Origin of the sequence: Bacteroides sp. 41_26 (assembly GCF_949740115.1) — a bacterium.
Classification (GTDB): domain Bacteria; phylum Bacteroidota; class Bacteroidia; order Bacteroidales; family Bacteroidaceae; genus Bacteroides; species Bacteroides nordii.
On the sequence record NZ_CATJGZ010000065.1, the window covers coordinates 35,348 to 57,810 of the forward strand.

Consider the following 22,463-nt stretch of genomic DNA (forward strand, 5'->3'; position numbering starts at 1 on the left):
TTTAATATCTCAATATTATGAAAGTGAAAAATACATTTTTATACCCTTGTTACGTCTTTGGGATTCTAAGTTTTTGTTTCGTTTCTCATATAAATGCTCAGACTTATAGTATCGGTTCACAGTCTAAACATTGGCGAATTACTGTAGATAGCCTCAGTTCTATTGTTCCGGATTCTATTATTCGCATTGAACATCCGGTCCGGAATACAGATACAAATAATACCTTCAAAACTGAAATGGTTACCCCTTTATTGGTGGAGGAAACGCATGCTCATATTCCTACTTCTGTAACTGTCGATACTAAATATACGGTAGGTGAGATACCTTTTACTTCTGAAGTATCGTCTATGGGAGCTATTACTTACAATGTTCCTATTGAAATTACTCCTATACGGAATGGCTTTAATCCGGAAATTTCCATAGCTTACAATAGTCAGGGAGGAAATAATGTATTGGGATATGGTTGGAGTATTAATGGCTTATCATCTATTACCCGGATTGATAAGAGCATTTATTATGATGGAGTGACTGAACTTATGACATTTAATACAAATGATGCATTTGTTTTGGATGGCATGAGATTACTTCCGGTGGCAGGGCAGGTAAATACTTATGAGCCGGAGCAGGGAAATATGCGTATAAAGGCCGATGTGTCCGGAAATACTATAAACTCTTTTACTGTGGAATATCCGGATGGGAGTAAGGCCATATACAGCAATACCAATAATATATCTTTCCCTATCACACGATTTGAAGATGCTTTGGGAAATTATAATACCTATGAATATGAAACGGTTGATAATCATAGTTATATAACGAAAATCTATTCCGGAATCCATTCTTTATCCGATATATATTTCACAGAGATGGATTTTATTTATAAATCGCGCACTGATATTATATCCAGTTATCAGAATGGCATGGAGTTTAAGTTGTCATGTTTGCTTGATAAGATAAAATGTTGGGATAAAGGGGACTATGTTCATGAGTATACTTTTACTTATCAGACGGATAGGGTATCATTATTGACTGGAATTGGAAAAGACAATTTGAATCCGCTAAAATTCTATTATGGATATAGCGATAATACAACGAAAAAACTTCAGAAACAGGAGACCGGTTTACTTTTACATTTTGATGAATCTGTATCAGTTGTGGTAAGTAAAGGAAAGTTTGATTATGGTTCTGATGACGACGCCTTGATAGTCTATCCGGACAAAAGCCCCTGTTCTTCTTATTATAAGCCGAGCGGCACTTTTCAACATTCTGTATATTACTATTTTTCAGAGTTCGCTCCGGAACAGGAATTGTTGGTTTACCAAAATCTGGGTAGTGTTGCTCCTTCACCTACCAAGCTTTTGGCCGAGGATGGCTTTCAGGCGTTATTGTCAGCAGATGTGGATGGAAAATCCGGCGATGAAATCTTGAAGATTAACAACACTTTGGTTGACGACCGGGATGTGGTTACGATAAAAACCTATAAGCCGGATTTAAAAAATTCCATGAGTCTGGAGTCTACTTTTACATTTACCAGCGATGCTGTAACGCATATAAATAATAAGAGTTTTTGGCCTAAAACCTATCTGCCGGGTGATTATAACGGGGACGGGAAAATTGAAGTGTTGGCAGTGTCTATGTACCATCCCCTCGAGAAAGAGTTGGATTCAAAGTGCATGCTATTCGATTTATCCGGTCGGCGAACCCTTTTCAATGCCCATGTTTTTAATTTTAATGTTAAAAAGGATATGGTTATTCCAATGGATGTGGATGGAGACGGAAAAACCGATCTCTGCCATTTGCATGAAAGTGGAATGGATGTTTATAGTTTTAAAATAACCAATGGGGCCTATTCATTGAATAAACTATTCACATATCCGGATTTGAATATTAATAAATTACGAAATAGAAACTTAATGCTTGGCGATGTGAATGGGGATGGCAAAGTGGATTTTGTTGTTACTCCGGTTAAATCCTATGATGAGTGGGGAAATCTGGATGTTTTGACAAAAACTTCCGAATACTGCCCGGCATGCCTTTGGCATTATCCGAATAGTGATGTATGTCCGCAGTGCCATTATCCCATAGGATATGTCAATGAATGCGTCAATTGCAGAAAGCCTCTCGTTAATGGTGAATGTCCTAAACATGGTGCTGCTTATCGAGTGGCGACAACGATACCCTATCATAATGGAACAGTATGGGATACTTATCTTTCTACCGGTAGTGGTTTGGTTAAAACCCAACAAGAACTTATGGAATACCGGACAGATGAGCACTATGCATTACAAGATGTGGATGCTGACGGCTTGGTCGATTTGATAAGGCATGAATCGGCCAATACGGCTGCAAGTGTAGATGCCTGGCTTAATAAAAATGGTTCCTTTTCAATCGGACTTACTTTTGTGGGTATTCCCAAGGATAGTTATATTGTGCCCTCTTCTGTTGCTACGTCCAATTATTATAATTTTTTATTAGCTGTGAAAGGGCCGAGGTTGGTGAAAGTAAATAGTATGATTAATGGGGCGAAACAATATTTACTGACGGGTATGGTTAATAGTTTCGGGGTGGTACATCGTAACTATTATCAGCGTTTGAATGGACGTGAATACGGAAGCCCTTTTTGGTTTTATGTAAAAGGTACGGAAGCTGCTTTCCCATATACTGATTTCAACGGTCCCTTGTGGGCTGCTATTTCACAGGAGGCACTCCTCAAAGGTGTATTTATAAGTAATCTGTCATATACGTATAAGGAAGCCATTTACCATCGTCAGGGATTAGGCTTAATCGGAATGAAAAAGATGGAAGTTTATGATAAATTGCGCAGCCGGGCTGTCTCTTCCCGGACTAATGATCCTTCGAGATTCGGAGTACCGGTACAAGAAACTACGCCTACAACAGAAACCAATTATACTTATTATGTCGGAGTTGCATCGAATAAAAAAACTACGATTAGGCCGGTTCGGGTTTCTGTGAAAGATTTACTGAAAAATACGACTGTTACAAAAACATACGGTTACGATAGCTATAGTAATCCTATATCCGAGGTTACCGCTTATACGGACGATAAAACCTCTAATATAATACAGACGAATGTTACGCAAACTTATCAAAACCAAGTTACGACGGATCGTTATTGGATCGGGTTTCCTGTTTTAAAAACGATCACAAACCATCGTGACGGGGCTTCTTGGGTGCAATCGGAAGAAATAATTTATAAGTCAGCTACTGTGCTTCCCGAAAGCAGAATTACTAAAACGAACGGTAATAAGACAGAAGAGGTACGGTGGACCTATGATGAATATAATAATGTACTTACAGAGATGAGTGCACCATATACAAATACGGAGTTTCAAGGAAGTACTTATATGTATGATATGTATCATCGTAATGTTGAAAAGGAAACTGATAGGCTCGGCCGGATTACATACTATGGTAATTATGATGCTCATGGAAATCTTTCTACTATGACAGATTATCTGTCTATTAACAGCCTCTATACTTATGATATGTTGGGACGTTTGTTGCAGACTCGTGTACTAAATGTTAATTCTGCAACAAGATTTGATGTTAAAAAAACGATTGCATATAATTGGAATTCTTTAGTGGGACTATATTGTGTAACGGAAACTGATGCCGGACAACCGCAACGTAAAACTTATTATGATGCCTTGAACCGGGAAATTCGGAGTGGGAATCAGAGATTTGATGGAAGTTGGCAATATACGGCTACCGAGTATGATGAATATGGACGTGTGAAAAGAGTTTCTCAACCATTTAAAACTCAGCCCTCACTATGGACCGCTTATAGTTATGATAATTATGATCGTACAATATCCGTAACAGAAGTCTCTGGTGGAATAAATACTACTGATTATTCAGGAAATCAAGTGATTACTACTGATACAAGAGGGATGGCTACCACCCGGAACTACGATAAGAGTGGATTGTTAACAACCGTATCCGATCTGGGAGGGACAATAACCTATGAATATCGACCGGATAAACAACCTAAGAAAATAATAGCTCCGGGAGATGTTGTCACTTCTTTCGAGTATGATACTTATGGGCGGCGAATCAAGCTTATCGATCCGAGCGCTGGTACGCAAAGTTACTCGGAAAACGTTAGTGGTGATCAAAGAGATGTAAGAGAGACGGACGCCAATGGTAAAACAATATTATCCAGCTTTAGATTGGATGGGCGCATTGTAAGGGTAGCGCGACCTGAATTTGAAACAAGATGGAAGTATAATGCTATTACAAAGCTTCTTGAACAAGAGATTTCAACTAGTGGAACGTCAAAGTACTATACTTATGATAAATTTGGACGAATTGCTACAGAGGTAGAATATGTACCGGATAGCGTTTGGCTGAAACGTACTTATACCTATAATACTGATGATAATCTCTCGAAAATCATCTATGAGACATCTGACGATAGTTCTGTAATGGAGGAGAGCCATATTTATACGAATGGTTATCTGACAGAAATAAAATTGGGGACAGCTTCGATCTGGAAATTAGTAAGTGAAAATGAGTTAGGACAACCTACGGTTGTTACAACCGGCTCATTGACTCGTAGCTATGAATATAATACTTATGGTATGGTGACAGAACGTAAAACGGGTTCTATACAACACTTTAAATATATGTTTGATGTTCGGACCGGTAACTTAGGAATTCGTACAGACGTAGCTCATAATATCAGTGAGTATTTTACTTATGATAAATTGAAACGTTTGGTCGATTATGGTCCTAAGCAGAATATTTATGATTCGAAAGGTAATGTTACTAGGCTTGTTGGAATTGGTGAGCTATCTTATGCGAATGCTTCGAAACCTTATGCGGTGACTGGATTTATTTCCTATTCTGGTTATTTAGTTCCGAAGAATACCCAAAATGTAATTTATACTTCGTTTAAACGTCCGGCAACGGTTATTGAGAATGGCGTTACTGCTACATTTGTCTATAAGGCTAATGGAGACCGTGCCAAAATGACTATAAACCGGAGTGATAATGATAGCCAGTATCGTTATTATTTGGGAGATTGTTATGAAAAAGATGGAACAAAAAGTTTTCTGTATATTGGTGGAAATGCATATTCTGCCCCTGCGGTTTATGTAAGGGGGAATGATTCTTGGAATATTTATTATATCTGTCGTGATTATTTGGGAAGTATTACACATATTACAGATTCTTCTGGAAGTGTAGTACAAGAATTGAGTTATGATGCCTGGGGACGTCTACGTAATCCTGAAACTCAATCTATATATGCTCCGGGAAGTGAACCGTCTTTATTCTTAAATCGTGGTTATACAGGACATGAGCACTTATCCATGTTCGGATTGATAAATATGAACGCTCGTTTATACGATCCATTATTAGGTCGTTTTTTGAGTCCGGATCCATATGTGCAGATGCCGGAAAATAGCCAAAGTTTTAATCGCTATAGCTATTGTCTGAATAATCCGTTATTGTATACAGATGAAGATGGTGAATTCTTTCTTGCGGCTGCTATTGGTTTTTGGAAAGGTATTTTTACTGGAAAGAATCCGATAAAGACGGCATGGAAGTCTGTAAAGAATGAAGCTAAAATATATGGAGGACTATTTACTGTTGATAAAACAAATAACTTCTGGAAAGGGACTTTAGAATTATTAAGCCGTTTTACATGGCAATTACCTCAAACTGCCATTGGTGAATATTTTTCGTTGGCTAAAAATACTATTGGTTTGGTTGATGATGTAGAATATTTCAGGGGAGCGACTTATGTAATAAATGAACATTCTACTGAGGATAAGGGAATTACTCTTGGTAGTTACATAAACATAAACGATAGAGGTGGCAAACCTGTAAATGCTTTAGGAAAATTTGATCCATTATTGGATGATTTGTATTTACATGAATACGGACACTATTTACAAAGTCAGGAATATGGTTGGGGATATTTATTTAATGTTGGATTACCAAGTCTTTTCAGTGCAAAGAAATCTAAACCTATTGATGGATATGCTCCTCTTACTACTCATAAGTTAAAGTGGTATGAACGACATGCCAATGAAAAAGCGAGCGACTATTTCGTAAAAAAGGATGGTGCTGATTGGAATACTAATAGATTCCCAATAGGACTTTTGACATTTAAATATTAAATATACGATCAATTTTGAAAAAATGATTTAGAATTGTAATTTGTCGTCTTTTATGATTGATTTATTGAAAAAGAATGAAACTAAGCGGCGATGACATGGTGATGATAATAGAATTTATCATCACCATGTATCACCTGTTTTTATGCAAATGTGACTTATCTATTGATATAAACCTATGGCTATACACATGTACCTCAGTGGAAATGATAACAGAATGGATTCAATAAATTTAAATGATGAAATGTTATTTAAGTTTTGGATATGCGAAACCTGAGACATATTATTTATGATGAATATAATAGATGTACTTAAGGAAAGTGGAAAAAATTTGAGATGTAAGCTTTTAGAGATTACGAAGCGTAGAATCCACTTATGTACAAAGTATAGATATGAAAATGCATTTTTATTAGCCGTTTTCAAAATCAATCATATGTTTTCAAAAAATGTTCAAAACTCTTATAAGGAGGATGTTTAGGACAGTTTTGGAATAACAAACGGTTGTTTTTGAACATTAATTTGTATTTAATCATCTATGTTTGCAACAATTAAAATTGAACTATTATATATAATTATGATAATTCGATTGATGTTATCTCAATGTTTTATTTATTAACTTTAATTTTTATTATTATGAGAAGAAATTTACTTTTAGCTTCGGCTGTTTGTCTTTTTTCGTTAGGTGCAATGGCTCAGGATTATGCTCCGGCTGCGTGGAAATTCAGTACTCAAGAAATAGGTAGTGCTCAAGGATTATTTATTCGTGAAATGGCAAAAACGGATTGGAATGCGAGTGCTCCTTTTCGTTTGGCGGATAATTTAGATGGTGCTATTGGTCTTACATCCGCCGCAGGAGGGGATATAGCTATCGGTGGTAAGAGTTATGCCGACATGAGTGAAGGCGATAAAGCAGCTTTTGAAGATTTTTATAATTCCTGTCAGATAGTGGATGGTGGTACATTAGGTCATATATTCTGTTATCAGGGAAATAAATCGACTGCTGTAGATGCTAGAGCTGTTAAAAATCCTAAATCAATGCCTAATTCTACTTTGTTCTGGCTCTCGAATACGGATGTACCCCTTAATTCTAACTACCGTCTTTCTGTTAGTTTTCGTGTGATAGCTAATGGTCAAGGTAAGTTGGCATTGACGGTAGCTACATCACATTATGACGGAATCGATGAGAATACAGGTTTGGGAGATGGTTATCGTCAGTATGATTTGGCCTTTGACCCAGCTTATAATGAGTATTGGGCTACTGGCGAAATGGATATTACAATTAAGGATAATACAGACCCTAAGTATAAAGAGCTACCACTGGTTGTTAAAATGTATTTAAATGGAGTCGATCAGGCTATTTTATTACTTGATGATATCAAATTAGAGAAGATTGATGCGATTGATATGGAACGCGTTCCTTGTAAGATAGTAGATCAAGATTGGAATGATGCACCTACCGGTCTTAATTATGCGGAGAGAGATGATAGAGCCATTGTATGGGGTAAAGATGGCGAAATAACAGTTGTTGATGCTGCTTCTCCGGTTTCTGTATACTCAATCTCTGGTGAATTGGTGGCTTTCAAAGCTCCTATGTCTAACTTGACGACTATTCCTATTAAAGAAAAAGGGGTTTATATTGTTAAGGTGGGTAATAGCAGTAGAAAAGTTGTTTTATAATTTTTGATATATATAGGAAACGAATCTTGGTATCCTTTGTGGGATAAAGATTCGTTCCTTTTTTGTTAACCCATTTAATTTTAACTTAAAAACAATAAAGTATGGTATTGAGAAAAGTAATGTTGGCATGCCTGATAGGATGTTCATTAACTTCCTATGCGCAAACTGTTAATTATGCAATCAGCAACGAGGGTGCAGGCTATGTAAAAACATCGGTGATTCAGGAGTTAAACGGTTCTTCAGAAATGACCGTTCAGATGTGGATAAAACCTACTTCATGGGTAAAGGGTATTCAACTTTTCAATCAAGATAATTTTATTATAGAGTCGAGCGATAACCAATCATTGGTAATTAAAGCGGGCGTAGCCTCTGTAATATGTGAAACCGGTATTGTATTGAACAGTTGGTCGCAATTGACGATAGTTTTTAATAATGGTAATGTAAAGTGTTATGTAAATAATGAATTGAAAGAAGTGTCAGGAACTCTTCCGCCAACATTATCGGATGCTGTAAACCCTTGTTTGATAGGAAAGAATTTTAATGGGCAAATTGATGAGATTAGAGTTTGGAAAAAGGCATTGGAACAAGCCGATTTATATTGGAATAACACACTTCATAAGTTTAATCCCAATTATACTGATTTAGTATCTTATTGGAAATGCGATCAGGAGCAGTGCGAACATCTGGTGGATTATCGTTTTGCTCATCATGGAGAGATGAACAATGTCCAACGGATTGCTGTGGAAGATAATGCCGTGATGCGTTATCGTGTTGTAACCGGATATACCAATCTGATGCGATTTACAGACCGTGCTAATATTGATCGTGACATGTTTTTGATGACGAATGATCTGATTCTGCTTTCTGCAAAGGTTCAGAAAGATGGTAGCCTGTTTCCTGAATACCCGGACAATTCGGCCACTCCTACCAATGTATCTTATCTTGCAGAATTTCAAGGACGCAATGGGGTGATGGATTTTCATGGCGTAGGTTCTAATATGATATCAGAAGACGGTAGAGTACCTTTTGACCCTACTACACGTTTTTATGAATCTGCATCTCCTAATAATGCTACTGTAGCAGGTTGGGTATATATAGATAGCTGGGTGGAAGGTGCCGGTATATTTTCCAATTATGTGGATGAGGATAATTGTATGACTATAAAGCTTGGAAAAGAAGCTGATAAAGAAATTATTGTCAATCTTTGTGGTACGATTGGTACATTAAAAAATCAAGTAGAAATAGATAAGTGGCATTATATAAGTGTGACTTTTAAACCGATGGCAGGAGATGTATCTAGCAGAAGATTTAATCCTTTTCTAATTAGTGTGGACTATAAAGATCATGACAGACTTTCTTCTGATGGTCCTGTTGAGTTGGGCGGTAAAAGTATGACTATTCAAAAGGTTCCTGCGTTTCAGAAAAGTCGTATCATATTAGGCGAAAACTTTGATGGAAAACTTGATGAAGTGATGGTTTGGGGAACAGATCGTTCCGGTTCTGCTAAAAATGATTCAGAAAATGGGTATCAATGGAATGTTGGAAATTGGAATAATATTTTTCTGAACGCGTATTGGAAAGGGGATGACCCTGAAAATATAGGTAAGGATTCGCAAAGTTATACCGGCATGATTGATTTTATACGTAATTATTATGCTGGTTATCGTGGAATGAAAATCCGTATAGGTATTATCTATCCTGAAGGTGAAAACTGGAAATATGGTGTTTTGAATAATGACGAATATGCGAATAATCTGATTCGTGATGCAAAAGTTTTATTGGAACATTGCGATGGTCTGGATGTTGATTTGGAATGGATGTATAGTGCGTCTGACTGGACTTTATACAACAAGATTGTAGGGCGTTTAATTAATGAAGTAATGGCTGGAAAAGACAAAACATTTACCTGTTCCTTACATAAGGTATCTTACAATGGCTTTTCTAAAGATTTGATGAAAGATGTTGATTATTTCACTTTCCAGCTCTATGGGCCTAACAAAGAAACTTATTATTGGGATTATTATCCGGAGGCTTATAATTGGTTTACCGGGTACGGCTTTCCTAAAGACAAAATATTGATGTCTTATGGAATACTACTTGTGAATAACGGTGAAGAGGGATATAAGGACCTGTTTGAAAAGTACGGAATGAATGATAGTAATTTTGATCCGGATTTGAATTCATGGGATTGCGGTGGCACAATGAGATACTATAATGGTGTCAATCAGACTAAACGTAAGCAAGATTTTATTATAGAAAAGGATTGCCGCGGAACAATGTACTTTGATATGGGTAATGACCAACCCGTTAGTGATTATAAGAGTTTAATACGTGCACAGAATGATGTACTTGCATCTAACGTGGATACACTCATTACTAAAGTTGATTTAGCCCCTGTAGGCATAGAGAATGTGAAAAATAATAATAATCAAGGTGAGGTGTTCTCATTCTACCTCAGTCCGTCAAAAGGGCAAATTGTTCTGACACTGTCTAAAGAAGAATATATAAGTAATGCTTTTTATGAAATCTATGCTATGGATGGGAAAACTGCGATGCAGGGTCGTCTGAATGCCGTAACCAATGTGATTCCAACGATTTCGTTAGAGAAAGGGACTTATCTGATACAGGTACGTACTAATAATGGTAGTTATACAAAAAAATTGCATATTAATTAAATCTAAGTATTATGGAAAGAAAAACACAGGGACGCATCTTCGCGTTGTTTTGTTTGTTATTTCTTCCTGCTTTGGCTTTTTCACAGATAATGGTGAAAGGAACAGTGAAAGCAGAAGACGGCTTTGGAATGCCGGGAGCCAATGTATTACTTAAAGGTTCTACAAATGGTACTATCACTGATGTGGATGGTAATTATAGTATATCAGTTCCATCTGAGAAATCAGTACTGATCTATAGTTTCATCGGTATGTCTACGCAGGAAATAACCGTGGGCAAACAGCGCACCATTGACGTTGTTTTGAAAGATGACAGTGAAATGCTGGATGAAGTAGTGGTAGTAGGCTACGGTACAATGAAGAAAAGTGACTTGACGGGTGCTGTTTCTTCTTATCGTCCCGATGAGAAAGAAGTAGGTAAAATTGCTTCTATTGACAATATGTTACAAGGTAAAATTGCCGGACTTTCAATTGGAGCTTCTATCGATGCTCCGGGAGCCGCTTCTTCGGTAACGATTCGTGGTGCCAACTCACTACGTGGAGATAACCAGCCTTTGTATGTTATCGATAATATTCCTCAAGCTTCTACGGGAGAGTTTGCCAATTCCGGCAATGATGGTACTTTTACCATTGCTACCAATGCATTGAGTTCTTTGAATCCGGCCGATATTGAAAGTATTGAGGTATTGAAAGATGCTTCGGCCACTGCGATTTATGGCTCTCGTGGTGCAAACGGAGTTATCTTGATTACTACAAAGAAAGGTAAGTCAGGAAAGACGACTGTGGGAGTATCGGCTAACTTTACTGTAGCCAATGCTGCCAATATGTTAGATTTGATGAGTCTTGAGGAATATGCTCAATACCGGTTGGTATATGGCGGAGGTTATAAAAAGGATGACAACGGAGATTGGAATCTGTGGAAAATAAATAAGGAAACAGGTAAAAATGAGTGGAATGACACTTTCCAGTTCTTTTTGCAAGACGGTGGTGTGTATAGGAAAAATGGTGAAAACTCTAAGTTAAAAGAGAAGTGGACACTTTTGAGTCCGATAGATTGGCAGAAAGAAATCTATAGTACTGCTCTTTCACAGAACTATTCTGTTACAGTAAACGGTGGTTCTGAGAAAACTACTTACTTTGCTTCGGCTTCGTACAAGGATATTGAGGGATTAGTAAAAGGTACCGGCTTAAAGCAAGGCGACTTCCGTTTGAATTTGAATTCTACACTTGCCAAGAACATTACGATGGCTGTTTCGGTGAATGGGTCTATCAAACAGAATGACATGATGTCCGGTGGCAATACGACGGGGGGCGCTACCGGCTCTATCTCTAATGTTGCTCTGTCGAGTGCACCTTATGTAAAGTCGGAAGAAGAAATGGAATTGACTACTCCGAACCTTGCTGATCGTGCTACGGTCTGGACATGGGTGGATGATTATGATGATACTACCATTGAAAAGACATTTCGTGGTTCGTTGGATTTAAATTGGAAAATCTTTAAATTCTTATCTTATAATCTACGCGCTGGTGGTAATATCTCTATTCAAGATCGCGACCGTTGGTTCAACATTACACTTTATACAGGTTCAGCACAGAACGGCTATATTACTCAGTCGGACTTTAACCGTAGCAATTATTCGGTAGAAAACGTGTTCCAGTTCAACCATGAAGTAAAGGGGATTGTGGATATCAATGCTACGGCTGGTGTCACGTATGATGCATATCGTTCACTGAATACACTGGTTGTCGGAAATGATTTTAATAATTATAGTTTTCGCTCCAATGGAATGCATATGGCAGGTAATGTGGAGTATAAACAACCGGCTCAACGGGATTATCAACTACTGTCATTCCTGGCACGCGCAAACTTGAGTTTTTTGCAAGGGCGCTATTTACTGACTGCATCTATTCGTGGTGACGGTTCCAGTAAGTTTAAAAAAGGTAACCAATGGGCATATTTCCCTGCTGCAACAGTAGCCTGGCGTTTGGAACAGGAAGATTTCGTAAAAGACCATTCATGGATTAATCAATTGAAACTCCGTGCCGGGTATGGTGAAACAGGTTCTCAATCTATTGATCCGTATAGTACATTCTCAAGTTACGGTACACAATTTACGAATACACCACAGGGCGCGGAGAAACCTGCACAAGGGGCAACCGGTAGCGGTGATAAATTGATAGGTCTTGTAGTCGATAAAATGGAAAATGACGGGTTGAAATGGGAACGAACTGTTTCTTATAATGTCGGAGTAGATTTCTCTTTCTTTCAGGATCGTATCGGAGGTACTGTCGATTTGTATTCCAAGAAGACGAAAGATTTGCTGATACAGCGCGATCTTCCACCATCAACTGGCTATAAATCAATGACAATCAATCAGGGAAGTCTTCGTAATAATGGTTTGGAAGTTTCGTTGCATGGAGATATTATCCGTACGAAAGATTTTACGTGGTCGCTTTCTGGTAATATAGCTTTCAACCGACCTGAGATTCTGGATTTCGGATTGCCGGAAGAAGAGTGGGGGACAGGACAATATTGGAAAGCATATATGGGAAATAGTTTGGGTGATCATTTCGGTGAGGCGAATATATTTATTGCCGGAAAGGCCCCAGGTTTGTTCTATGGTTATCAGACGGATGGAATTATTCAGGAGAATGATCCTTATATAAATAAGATAGATGCAACTAAGTCTATAGGAACGGTAAAAGCAGGTAATTTGAAGTTTGTAGATCAGAATGGTGACGGTGCTATTAATGAAAAAGACCGGGTCATTTTAGGAGATCCTAACCCTGATTTTACGTATGGATTCCAGACTGATTTTAGATGGAAAGACTTATCGCTATCCATGGCATTTACCGGGGTACAGGGGAATGATATTCTAAATACGAATGCACGTTATTCTATCTTACCGTCTAATTCGACCAGTATGATTTATAAAAGTTCATTTGAGAAAATGTGGAGAAACGATAATCCATGGATAGGAGAATATCATGGAAATGAAATGCCCTCGCCCGGCGCGGTAACTCCTAAAGTTATAATGGACAGATATGTGGAGGATGGAAGCTATCTGCGTTGTTCGGATATTACATTGGGATATAATTTACCCAAAAATCTGGTTTCAAAGATCGGATTTAATAGTATTGGGGTTTATGCATCAGTGAAAAATGCGTTTATAATAACCAATTATTCCGGTTATGATCCTGAAGTAAACAGCTTTGCTTTTGACGGAACACGTCCGGGTATTGATACGAGTTCAATGCCGCATACCCGTTCATTTATTTTTGGACTTAATGTTTCATTCTAATATTCTGGTTTGATTATGAAAAGAATCAATATAATTTATCTGTTTTTAATGTTGGCTGTATTCGGGTCTTGTTTGGATGAAGATCCGAAGTATACTACAAACTCTAAAGTAGTGTACAGCGACGAACAGTCTGCTCAAATGGCTCTGACCGGAATTTATGGTCTGATGGCTGTACAGGGATCTTTTGCGCAATTGCTTCCTGAGATTAATACGGAAGCTTCCGGTCTGTGCTGGACCTCTTATAATACATCCGATAATCGTTGTCAGTATACTGCAGGAGTTATTCCTACTGAGAATGAATTTAACAATCTGGTATGGGGTGCGCTTTATCAGGCAATTGCCAACTGCAATATTTTTATAAAGGCATGCGAAGACGGTGAGAGTGCTGATTGGAGTACGAAAGCCAACATGGTAGCTCAGGCTAAGTTTATGCGAGGGGTATGTTACTATGTCCTTTATTCTTTTTACGGAGGAGTACCTCTACGTTTGGAACCGTCTGACCGGGAAAGCCTGGCTGTATCACGGGCTACCCGTCAACAGACAATCGATCAGATTATAAAAGATTGGACGGAAGCTGCTGACGATTTGGATGAAACTTCTTCTTTGGCAAGTAATAAACCGACCGCTCCTAATAAATATTCTGCTTATGCTTATTTAGCTAAGCTTTATTGGGTGATGGGTTGTAATTCCTGGGCTGCTGAAAACGGTGACTATTGGGCTACAGGTGTTTTGAAACAGACATGGCCGGAAATGCAAGCCAGCAATGTTTATTTTAAGAAAGCAAAGGAATATGGTGACTTGGTGTTAGACAAAAGTGATTTTGATCTTGAACCGGATTTTAATACTTTATATAATGGTACACGTCTCAGTTTTTCTAAAGAGTTTGTCTTTGTAATCGATGCTACTAAAAATACGACTGAGAATGTAGGATACAATTCATTGCACTGGACATTTTCTCCCCAAAATGCCTCTCAGGGGGAAACCTGGGGACGTTCGCAACCTAATAAATCTTTTTATGACTGGGCACATGGTACTTATCAGGATGATCCGCGTTTGAAGGTTACTTTCATCTCTAAATGGGTGAAGTATGTTAATAAAATGCCATCGGACGAATGGCAGGCAGCATATCCTTATGTAACAAAATCTTTTAACGATACAACATGGGTCGATTCGATTGTCAGACCGGGAAGACCTCCTATTAAGGTACCGGTAGTAACTACACATAAAGAATTGGTGGATTCTATCGATTATATCAATGGCGGATATGAGGATCCGACGAATCCGAAAGTAGAAGAACTGGATTCTTTACTACGTGAAGCATATTGCAAAACAAAGGGGCCATCGGATTGGAATATTAATGACTGGCCTTATTTCGGAAAATATATGACTAACGATTGTTCCGGACGTTATGCTAATAACAATCTGTATGTATACCGTTTTGCTGATTTCCTTTTGTTGATGGCGGATGTTGAAAATGAGTTAGGTAATACAGGTACTGCTATTTCTTTGGTAAACAGAGTATTGCAGCGTGCACGTAATTCGGCTAAGCCGGTATCTACTTATCCGAAAGATTTATCGGTAACTTTGTCGAAAGAGGCAGTGCGGGAGTATATTTTCCATGAACGTCTCTTCGAATTGGCTGCAGAATTTGACGGATTTACGGATACAAGAAGACGGGGTATTGAATGGCGAAAGAAGCTACTTGAGCGCAATAATAACCATCATATAACTTCTGCTTGTTATCATTATGGTCTTGAAAACAATTATGCTGCCCCTTGGAGAGAATACTGGTATCCCAGTGATGGCGAAGAAGACTGGAATACGTATCTGATACGTAATCAGTTGATTCCTATCCCACAGATGGAATTAACTACTAATGACAAGATTTCTATTAATGACCAGAATCCGGGATATAGTAAATAAGGATAGGTAGGGATAATATGGTAGATCTGTCAGTGGGCTTTCTGATAGGTTTTTATAAATAAATCCTGAAAACGGTGGGCAGTAATAATGAGATTATCGTATATTGCCCACTGTTTGTTTTTTTTTAAGGGTAGAAGATACGGTGAATAATCGGTTGCATCCCTAAGAAACTTATTATGTGAAGTATGTGACTTTCACTGAGAAAAGCTACTACAGGAGAAAAATGGATATAGCTCCTCTGGGGCAAGATTGGAATCATGCTGACAGAGATTAAGGGGAAGCAGTTGGTTACTATCGGAAAGGTTGGTGTTTTGAACAAATAAGTATTGTAGTTTTTATTTGATGATTGAAAAGAGAATGAAAAATCTTATATTGAATATTGTTTGCAAAAAAATAGGAATGTCGTTGTTACTTTGTTCCTTAATGAGTGTTGCATTGATGGCCGCTCCTGGAGAGAAGAAACCCTTTGTAATTCCGGAGTTGAAAGAATGGAAAGCATCCGGAGGATATATGACTTTAGGGAGCCATACAAGAATTGTGTACGATGCCGGACAACCGGAGTTACTTCGTATTGCCGGACTGATGGCCGACGATTGCTTCAGAATGTTTCAGTGGAGACCGGAAATCGTGGCCGATAGGGCAAAAGCCGGTGATATTGCATTGACATTGAAGCCGGATAAACAACTGGCAAAAGAGGGTTACTCTATTAAAATAACCGATAAAGTGCTTTTATCGGCTCCTCAGTCTGAAGGCATATACTGGGGAACCCGTACTTTGTTACAAATTACAGAACAAGATGATAATTATCGTTTGCCTAAAGGGCAGATCCGGGATTATCCCGACTACCCCCTTCGTGGGTTCATGATAGACTGTGCACGTAAGTTTATTCCTTTGTCTTATTTACAGGATTTGGTTAAAATCATGTCTTACTACAAGATGAATACCCTGCAAATTCATTTGAATGATAACGGACACAAAAAATTCTTCGATGATGACTTTACGAATGCTTATTCGGCTTTTCGGTTGGAATCGGATACGTATCCCGGATTGACGGCCTATGACGGTTTTTATACCAAGAAAGAATTTATCGATTTGCAGAAACAGGCAATGGCACTGGGGATTGAAATTATTCCGGAGATCGATGTCCCGGCACATTCTTTGGCGTTTTCACGTTATAAGCCCGAAATAGGAAGTAAGAAGTATGGTATGGATCATCTGGATCTGTTCTCACCGGAGACCTATCCGTTTATAGACACCCTGTTTAAAGAATATTTGGAGGGTGACGAGCCAGTATTCTGTGGTAAACGGGTACATGTGGGTACGGATGAATATTCCAATGAAACATCCGAATTGGTTGAGAAGTTTCGAGAGTTTACAGATCACTATATTCGTCTGGTAGAGCAATATGGCAAGCAGGCTTGTGTATGGGGGGCATTGACTCATGCAAAAGGTAGTACTCCGGTCAAGGCAGATCAGGTGGTCATGAGTTTATGGAATCCTGGCTTTGCCAATCCTCAGGAAATGATTGCGGAAGGATACCAATTGGTAAGCATGTACGATTGGGATGTCTATATTGTACCGGGTGCTTTTTACTATCATGATTATCTGGACGAAGAAAAGTTATACAAAGAGTGGACACCGGCTAAAATAGGCCGAAATGAGAGATTTGAAGAGAGACATCCGTCTATCTTGGGTGGTATGTTCGCTTTGTGGAATGATCTTGTAGGTAATGGCATAACGGTGAAAGATATTCATTATCGTACCTTCCCGGCATTACAGACCTTGGCTGTGAAAATGTGGACAGGCAAAAACACGACTATACCTTATAGCACTTTTAATGAAACTCGTGCTGCATTGAGCGAAGCACCGGGAGTGAATCTGTTGGGCAGGGTAGGAAAACCGGGTTCTTTGGTTTACCGGAAAACGGATGTTCCGGCGGGTAGTAAGAATCAGATACAGGAAATAGGATATGGTTACACGGTGAATTTTGATTTGACAGGTCAGAAAGAAGCATCGGGTACTGTACTTTTCCGTTCGCCGGATGCAGTTTTTTATCTGGCCGATCCGATCAATGGATTTTTGGGTTTTGCACGCGATGGCTACCTGGATACTTTCAGATATAAGATTCGGGAGGGCGAAAAGATAAATGTTCAGATAGAAGGCACATCTCGTACAACGACTCTTAAGATAGATGGGAAATTGATTGACCAGCTGGAGCCGAAGATGCGTTACTTTAGCTGTGGGAAGGATTCTATGTTGTATTTCCGCACGTTGGTTTTCCCGTTGGAAGAAGCCGGACATTTTAAGAGCCGGGTAGAGAATTTGAAAGTCTATAATTATTGTAAAGAGTAAAGTTATATAATAAAGAACTTGAATGTATATTATTAGTAGTATTATATTTCTTATGTACTTGTATTTGATATATACGGGGTTATTATCTTAATTTGATAAATTAATTGTTTACCGAGGCCTAAACAGTAAGATTGTATATCGTCACTTTTTTATAATGAAATAGATTCATAGCTGGAACATATAAAGGAGAAAGTACACTTTTTCTCCTTTATATGTTTTTGGTCGTATATTGTAGTTAGTTTGATATTATACTTCCAATGATGAATGATTTGCTTTATTGAGATCAGACTCTATTTACGGATAAATTTTAGTATATGATATTATTTAAATATATATATTAGATTTTATAAGATGCTTTTATGATATTTATTTTCTGTATCTTTGACATCTAAATAACTCCCGGTTTTATATATACTTAATTGTTAGATTTTTATGGTTATTACTGGACGTATGAAATATATCCTGGCATTGATTTTATTGTTGCTTTGCTATTTCTGTAAAGCGCAAGGTAACTTTAAAGATTACTGCTTTAAGCAGATATCTACTGAACAAGGATTGTCACAGTCAACGGTTTTGTGTATATTGAATGATCATAATGGTACAATTTGGATCGGTACGAAAAATGGACTCAATAAGTTTACTCAATATGAATTGATTAGTTATTATCATCAGGGATCTGCTAATTCTTTGCCGGATAATTATATTAATTTTATTGCCGAGGACGCCTGTTATAACATATGGATTGGAACATCTAAAGGATTGGTTATTTATGATAGAGAATATGATAATTTTATCCCGGTTTTATTAGATAATAAATCTGTTCCAGTGTATTCCTTTCATTGTGATGCCGACGGAATCATATTTGGAGGGTTTGGTGAGTCATATTTTTATCGATATAAAACAAAACAACTTGAAAAACTTGTTTTACGAAACAATCTACCTCAAATAGAATATAACCATATCTTGAGATGGACGAATAATAAATTGATACTTGCCAGCCGATATGATGGAATTTATGTCTATGATACAGAAAAGCAAATGCTGGAAGAAATTTCATTTATTAAGAAAAAAGATATAACAGCTATTTATGTTGATAAGTGTGGACAACTTTGGTTGTCACCATATGAACAAGGATTATTCTGCTTTAACTTTGAAGGGCAACAAGTGCTCCATATAAAACAAAACAACTCCAAGTTAACTAATGATATTATTTTAGATATAATTGAGCGTGATGGAAAAATCTGGGTAGCTACAGATGGTGGTGGAATTAATATATACAATCAGGAAAATGGAGAAATAGAGGTTATAAGGGAGGAACCAGGTAATTCCTATTCTTTACCGGAAAACTCTATTTTATGTTTATACAATGATGCTGATAATACTCTTTGGGCTGGAAGTATCAGAGGAGGCTTATTAAGGATTAAGGAAGTTTTTATCCGGACTTATAAAAATGTTCCGTTAAATGTACCTTATGGTTTGAGTAATGAAGTTGTAGTTAGTTTATTTGAAGATACTGATAAAACATTATGGATTGGTACAGATGGGGGAGGGATTAACTCTTATAACCCCAATGTGCGGAAGTTTACTCATCATCTGGGAACTTATTCTAATAAGGTTGTTTCCATTACTGGTTATTCTCAAAATGAGTTGCTTGTTTCTCTCTTTGGAAAGGGACTTTATTTATTTAATAAGAAGACAAGTCAGTTAACTCCGTTTCTTCTTGTTGACCCAGTTATAAATGCCGAAGAATGCCTTGCTGGAAGTTCCGTGTATTTAGATCAATGTATGCAGGATAAGATCCTGATATTAGGAAAGGATATTTATATTTATGATAAGCTTTCAAAAACTTTTTCTACTACCGATAATGTTGATATTTACTATCGCAAACTACTTCAGAAGATAACAACCGGTGATTCGATTGCTTACCTTCTTGGACAATATCATATTTTAAAGCTTGACTGTAATACTGGTAAATCAGAAGTTGTATATGATAATCATGGAAGTTTAAATCTGGTATCTGCAGCTTATAATGGGAAAGATATTATTTGGATAGGTACATACGAGGGGCTGTATCAGTTTGATCTCTCAGACCATACGATGAAAAAAATAGAGACAGCTTTATTTCACAGTGTCTCTTCTTTGCGTTATGATGATCGGGGGCGTCTTTGGGTGGGGGCACAGAATATGCTGTTTTGTTATTTCCCGGTTGAGAATAAGTTTATTATTTTGGGTGAATCTGATGGTGCTTATCCTAATGAACTGTTTCCTATGACTTTGTATAAGTCTGATAGTAATACTTTGTATTTAGGAGGGAATAATGGTCTGATTTGTATTAATGAGGATATAGTTTTTGAGTCAGATGTTCTTCCGGTTGTGAGACTGGTGGATGTTGTAGTCAATGGAGTATCCCGCTTGAGTGAAGTAAATAGAAGCGATGAAAATTCCATCACTGTACCTTGGAATACCAACTCCATAGAAATAAAACTGGATACTAAGGAGACAGATGTTTTCAGAAAGAAAATATTTAAGTACAATATTATAGGAATTAATAATCAGTATGTTGAAAGTTATAATCATTCTTTGAACTTAGTATCTCTATCGCCGGGTGACTATACTATTATGGTATCGTGCAGTTCTCAAAATGGTAGTTGGAGTACCCCAGTGTCCATACTACATATATCGGTTATTCCACCAATATGGAAAACCGGCTGGTTTATTGGCGGATGTGTTTTATGTGGTATTTTCTTAGTCATTTTTATTGCTTATATGATTATCCGCAAAAATAAAAACCAGTTGAAATGGAAAATGAAAGAACATGAAAAGGAAGTTGATGAAGAGAAAATACGCTTTCTTATCAATGTGAGTCATGAATTGCGGACACCTTTGACATTGGTCTATGCCCCTCTGAAAAGAATTTTAGAACGAGAAAATATAGGTAATCCCGATTTGAAGCGAGAACTGTTTGGGATTTTTAAATGTGCCCGCCAAATGAAAGAGATGATTAATATGGTTCTGGATGTGCGTAGGATGGAAGTCGGACAAGATTCTTTACGACTTGAATCTCATAATCTGAATCAATGGATCAATGATATTGGAAATGATTTCCTGAATGAGTTTTCTGCAAAAAATATCCGTATAGATTATCATTTTGACAATGATATATCTGAAGTATCTTTTGACCGGACGAAATGTGAGATCGTCTTGTCTAATTTATTAATGAATGCTCTTAAATATAGTGTTCCGGATACATTAGTTACTATTTCCACTTGTTTCTTACGTGAGGAACAAATGGTGAGAGTCGCAGTAAGTGATCAGGGTATTGGCTTGAAAGATGTTGATTCAAATAAATTATTTACCCGTTTCTACCGGGGGAATTTTGAGCGGAGTGGTAGCGGAATCGGACTTTCTTATTCAAAAGTATTAATAGAAATGCATAAGGGAAGAATTGGTGCATTTGATAACGGTGAAGCTCCGGGAGCTACATTTTATTTCGATTTGCCATGTTTGCAGGGGATGACAACCGTAATTAATTGTCAACCTAAACCCTATCTGAATGAGTTGTTGCATTTGGAAGATCCTGTAAAATCAGAACCGGAGACATCAGGTGCAAAAAAATATTCCGTGCTTATTGTTGAAGATAACCTGGATATGAATAAGTTTCTTCAGGAAATTCTGCAAGAACATTTTCTACATGTTTATGCGGCAATGGATGGTTGTGAAGCAATGGAAGTGATCAGAAACCGCATGCCGGATATTATTGTTAGCGACGTTATGATGCCTAAAATGGATGGATTTGAATTGTGCCAAACAGTTAAAAATGATTTGGATATTAGTCATATACCAATCGTTTTACTAACTGCGAGAAATGATACGGAAAGTAATATGCTGGGATATAAGATGGGGGCTGATGCATACTTACCAAAACCATTTGAAACAGAACTACTTGTAACCGTATTGAAGAATATTCTTAAAAACCGGGAAAAGATAAAACTGCGTTATAGAGACAGTTCATTATTACCAACTGCCCAAGAGAGTACTATTAGTAACGTAGATGAACGATTCTTGTTGAAATTGAATAAGTTGATTTGTGATAATATCGATAATCCGGAATTAGATGTGAAGTTCTTGACTGATAATATGGCAATGAGTCGGGCAAGTTTGTATAATAAAGTAAGGGCATTAACTGATATGGGGGTGAATGATTATATCAACAAATTCAGGATAGACAAAGCTATTGATTTGCTACTGAACACCGATCTGAGCATAACAGAGATTTCCGAACAAGCAGGTTTCAGTTATCAGCGTTATTTCAGTTCGGTATTCAAACAGGCAAAGGGGGTTACCCCTTCTCAATTTCGCCAGAATGCTCAGGAGGAAAAAGAGAAGAGATAATT

7 protein-coding genes are annotated in these 22,463 nt (G+C 37.5%); all 7 read left to right on the forward strand.

Translation table 11 applies throughout. From position 1 onward, the window contains the following. The first annotated feature begins 17 nt into the window (after positions 1-17). Positions 18-6,146: an RHS repeat-associated core domain-containing protein gene (locus tag QX565_RS08305; RefSeq protein WP_289292425.1), complete on the forward strand. Its 6,129-nt coding sequence runs from the start codon at positions 18-20 to the stop codon at positions 6,144-6,146. A 630-nt stretch (positions 6,147-6,776) separates the two neighbouring features. Continuing rightward, positions 6,777-7,820 carry a T9SS type A sorting domain-containing protein gene (locus tag QX565_RS08310; protein ID WP_221650884.1) on the forward strand — a complete coding sequence of 348 codons (1,044 nt, stop codon included), beginning with the start codon at positions 6,777-6,779 and terminating at the stop codon, positions 7,818-7,820. Between the two features lie 101 nt (positions 7,821-7,921). Beyond that, complete coding sequence (locus QX565_RS08315) at positions 7,922-10,495, forward strand: LamG-like jellyroll fold domain-containing protein (protein ID WP_289292427.1); 2,574 nt, start codon at positions 7,922-7,924, stop codon at positions 10,493-10,495. 11 nt (positions 10,496-10,506) lie between these two features. Continuing rightward, a complete protein-coding gene (locus QX565_RS08320; protein ID WP_289292428.1) occupies positions 10,507-13,794 on the forward strand; it encodes a SusC/RagA family TonB-linked outer membrane protein in 3,288 nt (1,095 codons plus the stop codon). 15 nt (positions 13,795-13,809) lie between these two features. Then, positions 13,810-15,717 carry a RagB/SusD family nutrient uptake outer membrane protein gene (locus tag QX565_RS08325; protein WP_289292430.1) on the forward strand — a complete coding sequence of 636 codons (1,908 nt, stop codon included), beginning with the start codon at positions 13,810-13,812 and terminating at the stop codon, positions 15,715-15,717. A gap of 399 nt (positions 15,718-16,116) precedes the next feature. Further along, positions 16,117-18,069 (forward strand): beta-N-acetylhexosaminidase, encoded by a 1,953-nt coding sequence (locus QX565_RS08330; RefSeq protein ID WP_289292458.1) that lies wholly within the window; start codon positions 16,117-16,119, stop codon positions 18,067-18,069. 450 nt (positions 18,070-18,519) lie between these two features. After that, positions 18,520-22,461 carry a hybrid sensor histidine kinase/response regulator transcription factor gene (locus QX565_RS08335; protein ID WP_221650888.1) on the forward strand — a complete coding sequence of 1,314 codons (3,942 nt, stop codon included), beginning with the start codon at positions 18,520-18,522 and terminating at the stop codon, positions 22,459-22,461. Positions 22,462-22,463 lie beyond the last annotated feature (2 nt).

Bases quoted from the DNA above. Each gene is read 5' to 3' on its own strand.
- QX565_RS08310 (WP_221650884.1), top strand. From the start codon at position 6,777: ATGAGAAGAAATTTACTTTTAGCTTCGGCTGTTTGTCTTTTTTCGTTA.
- QX565_RS08330 (WP_289292458.1), top strand. From the start codon at position 16,117: ATGTCGTTGTTACTTTGTTCCTTAATGAGTGTTGCATTGATGGCCGCT.
- QX565_RS08305 (WP_289292425.1), top strand. From the start codon at position 18: ATGAAAGTGAAAAATACATTTTTATACCCTTGTTACGTCTTTGGGATT.
- QX565_RS08320 (WP_289292428.1), top strand. From the start codon at position 10,507: ATGGAAAGAAAAACACAGGGACGCATCTTCGCGTTGTTTTGTTTGTTA.
- QX565_RS08335 (WP_221650888.1), top strand. From the start codon at position 18,520: ATGAAATATATCCTGGCATTGATTTTATTGTTGCTTTGCTATTTCTGT.
- QX565_RS08325 (WP_289292430.1), top strand. From the start codon at position 13,810: ATGAAAAGAATCAATATAATTTATCTGTTTTTAATGTTGGCTGTATTC.
- QX565_RS08315 (WP_289292427.1), top strand. From the start codon at position 7,922: ATGGTATTGAGAAAAGTAATGTTGGCATGCCTGATAGGATGTTCATTA.